Source organism: Bacillus sp. LL01 (genome assembly GCF_001037965.1).
Genome location: NZ_LFEL01000228.1, coordinates 1 through 3,659, shown reverse-complemented (window position 1 = coordinate 3,659; position 3,659 = coordinate 1). Strand labels below are relative to the sequence as shown.

The 3,659-nt window shown below is 39.5% G+C and carries 3 protein-coding genes; all 3 read left to right on the top strand.

What is annotated here, in order from left to right; genetic code table 11:
* Positions 1 to 177: 177 nt before the first annotated feature.
* The 3 genes from leuC (at position 178) to AB685_RS28475 (ending at position 3,506) form a co-directional block, all read left to right on the top strand.
* Positions 178 to 1,599, top strand: coding sequence for a 3-isopropylmalate dehydratase large subunit (gene leuC, locus AB685_RS28485; protein WP_047973977.1), 1,422 nt, complete (start codon positions 178 to 180; stop codon positions 1,597 to 1,599).
* Positions 1,600 to 1,611: 12 nt separating this feature from the next.
* Positions 1,612 to 2,205, top strand: coding sequence for a 3-isopropylmalate dehydratase small subunit (gene leuD, locus AB685_RS28480; RefSeq protein WP_047973976.1), 594 nt, complete (start codon positions 1,612 to 1,614; stop codon positions 2,203 to 2,205).
* 248 nt (positions 2,206 to 2,453) lie between these two features.
* Complete coding sequence (locus tag AB685_RS28475) at positions 2,454 to 3,506, top strand: tetratricopeptide repeat protein (protein ID WP_047973975.1); 1,053 nt, start codon at positions 2,454 to 2,456, stop codon at positions 3,504 to 3,506.
* Positions 3,507 to 3,659 lie beyond the last annotated feature (153 nt).

The following is a 3,659-nucleotide window of genomic DNA, read 5'->3' as shown; positions in this document are numbered from 1 at the left end:
ATCCGCACAGCGGACCTTGTAAGTGCAGGGGTTGAATATCATTCGACTGAGGCAGTGACAAATGAAGTTATCGAGCAACTTAGCTCTATTCGCGTATAAGAAATGGAGGGGTGCAGTGGAAAYAGTCCATTGCCCTCTTTTAATCCAAAGATCTAATCGAAAAGGGAGGGAAATCATATGACCCCAAAAACAATTATAGAGAAAATCTGGGATCAACATGAAGTGATACAAGAGGAAGGTAAGCCGAGTTTGCTCTATATTGACTTGCATATGGTACATGAAGTGACATCTCCTCAAGCATTTGAGGGCCTGCGCATCCACAATCGAAAAGTGAGAAGACCAGATTTAACCTTTGCAACAWTGGATCATAATGTGCCAACAGTCGATCGGTACAATATTACCGACCAAATTGCGAAAACACAGATTGAAACATTACAAAAAAATTGCGATGAATTTGGTATTGACGTGGTAGACCTAGAACATCCTGAAAATGGAATTGTTCATGTCATTGGTCCAGAACTTGGACTCACACAACCAGGGAAAACGATTGTTTGCGGAGATAGTCACACTTCTACTCATGGTGCTTTTGGGGCGCTGGCATTTGGTATTGGTACAAGTGAGGTTGAGCATGTACTTGCTACACAATCGCTTTGGCAATCTAAACCAAAGACCTTAGAAGTGAAGATAACAGGAAAATTGGCTAAAGGGATCGCTGCAAAAGATGTGATTCTTGCAATCATTGCTAAGTTTGGGGTAGGCGTTGGAACGGGATCAGTTATTGAATTTACTGGTGATGCGATTCGTGGTATGACGATGGAAGAAAGAATGACAATCTGTAATATGTCAATAGAAGCAGGGGCAAAGGCAGGTCTAATTAGTCCTGATCAAGTAACGTTTGATTACCTAGAAGGACGTCAATATGTCCCTAGTGGAGAGTCATTTACTGAGCTGACAAAGCGTTGGAGTACGCTAGCTACAGATGAAGGAGCGACTTATGATCGCACCGTTACGATTGATGCAAGTGWAATTGAACCAATGGTTACTTGGGGAACGAACCCATCACAAGGAATTGGCATTTCAAAATTAGTCCCATCACCGGAGGGAGCTACGACGGATGCTGATAAACGTGGGATTGAGCAAGCGCTAGAATATATGGATTTGAAACCAGGTACACCGATTCAAGATGTACGTGTCCAACATGTCTTTATAGGTTCCTGTACAAATTCCAGATTAAGCGATCTTCGCGCAGCGGCGTCTGTGATCAAGGGAAGAAAAGTGGCTAGTGGGGTTCGGGCTTTAGTTGTACCAGGTTCACAAAAGGTAAAAAAACAAGCAGAGGAAGAAGGCTTAGACCAGCTATTTATAGAGGCCGGCTTTGAATGGCGTGAATCTGGTTGTAGTATGTGCTTAAGTATGAATCCTGATTTTGTCCCTGAGGGTGAACGCTGTGCGTCTACGTCCAACCGCAATTTTGAAGGAAGACAAGGAAAAGGTTCTAGAACACATTTGGTCAGTCCTGAAATGGCTGCAGCAACAGCATTAGCGGGTCATTTTGTTGATGTTCGTCAAATAAAAGAAGAAAAAACAATGACATCATAAGGGGGATTCGAAATGGAACCGATAAAAGTACATGAAGGAACGGTTGCAACGCTTAATCGTGTCAATGTCGATACCGATCAAATTATTCCAAAGCAATTTCTAAAACGTGTAGAGCGTACAGGTTTTGGTCAATTTTTATTTTTCGACTGGCGCTTTAATGCAGATGGCAGTGAAAATCAAGGGTTTGAACTTAATCAACCTCATGTTAAAGGAGCAACTATTCTAGTAGCWGGTCATAATTTCGGATGTGGTTCATCGCGTGAACATGCTCCTTGGGCTTTACATGATTATGGATTTCGTGTCATCATTGCTCCTAATTTCGCAGATATCTTCTATAATAACTGCCTGAAAAATGGTATGCTGCCGATCCGATTAGATGAGAAATACGTGTATCAATTGCTTCAAAAAGGCGAGAAAGAAACCTTGAAAGTAGCAGTTGACTTAGAGAATCAAACGATTAAGGCTGAAGATTTTGAAACTAGTTTTGCAATCGATCCGTATTGGAAGCAGATGCTTTTAAATGGTTGGGATGAGATCAGCCTGACGYTTCAGTATGATGAGAAAATCAAGAAATATGAAGAAAAAGTAGTAGGGCAGTCAGTATAAGAAATGTAATAGGAATTAAAGGAGAGGACATCTATGTTCTCTCTTTTTTTTAGTGGTTAGCTTTTTTGGGATTGAGGGTAAAATAAAAAGGAAGTTTTGGTTAAAAGTAATATCAAATAAGACGAGAAATGACTGCTATGAATGGTTCTCGTTGTAATTCATGTGTCAAGCTGATAAACTGAAAAGAATAACTAAACAGAATGTGTTAAAGCTAGTAAGCAACATGTCAAAGAGAGTGGAGCGATTCCATGGACGGCAAAAAAACAAATAAAAAGGATACGAATCTTATCTTATACCCAGGTCTTGTTAAGCGCTTGATTGAAAAAGGTATGGATGCATTGAAAGCGAAAGATGCTACAAGTGCTTATGAGCATTTTCTTACAGCTGAACAATATGAACCAGACCATCCGCAAGTACGCTTTGGAAAAGTGTTGAGCCTTGTTGAGCTTGGCAGGTTGAAAGAGGCCGTTACACATACAAGTGCCCTCCTTAATGAAGGGATAGGAGATTATTACGACAATCTTCAAGTACATATTTCTTTACTTGTTCAACTTGGTCATTATCAAGAAGTAGTCGATATGCTTGAAGCTGTATTAAGTGAAAATACTGTACCGGCGCAATTTGCTGAGTCTTTCTATCAACTTCTTCATTTTAGTAGACAAATGATAGATGATTCGGTATTACTTGCAAATATTGAAGAAGAAGTGCCTGAACCATCTTCCCCGATAACAAAGCTTAAAAGTAAGTTAGACGAGGGTTCCGTGAAAGACCAATGGACGGCATTACAGTATTTGAAGGAACGTCAATTTGATGATGCGTTAGAGCCATTAATTATGTACATAGAAGATGCAAGTAAAGATTGGTTACTTAGAAGTTTTGCGTTAGAAATCCTACATATGAAACAGTGCGAACATTCAGTACATATCAAAAAAGCTCATAGAACGATCTCGATAATCCCTAATGAATTGGAAACGGTTAATAATCAACCCTTTGCAATAAAGGTTAGAGCTGAACTCGAGAAAAATTTAGAACATGAGGACCCACTCTTAGCGGAGATGGCTGAACAAATTGGGAATCTTCATCTATTTGCTTGGTACCCATTCACACCAGAACCAGACAATACATCCTTTTGGGCAGGAGTCTATCATTTTCTAGCAAGTGAAAGATTAGGTTTAGACAAATCAATTGAAGAAATAGCGGATCTTTATGAAATTGATGAACACTCCATTAAAGAAAAAGCGATTGATGTTACACAGTTAGAAGAAAGCGTATTTGATGCGTACACGCACTTCACACAGTGATTATTTCCTTTGAGGAAGATTCATTTGAAAACATATAGTGATGTGTTATAATAGAATGGTTGTCAATCATGAACAGTATAAAAATCGTTCGCATTGCGAACATGTGTATAGTTGGAGGGAAAGAATTATGACTGCAAAATGGGAAAAGTTAGA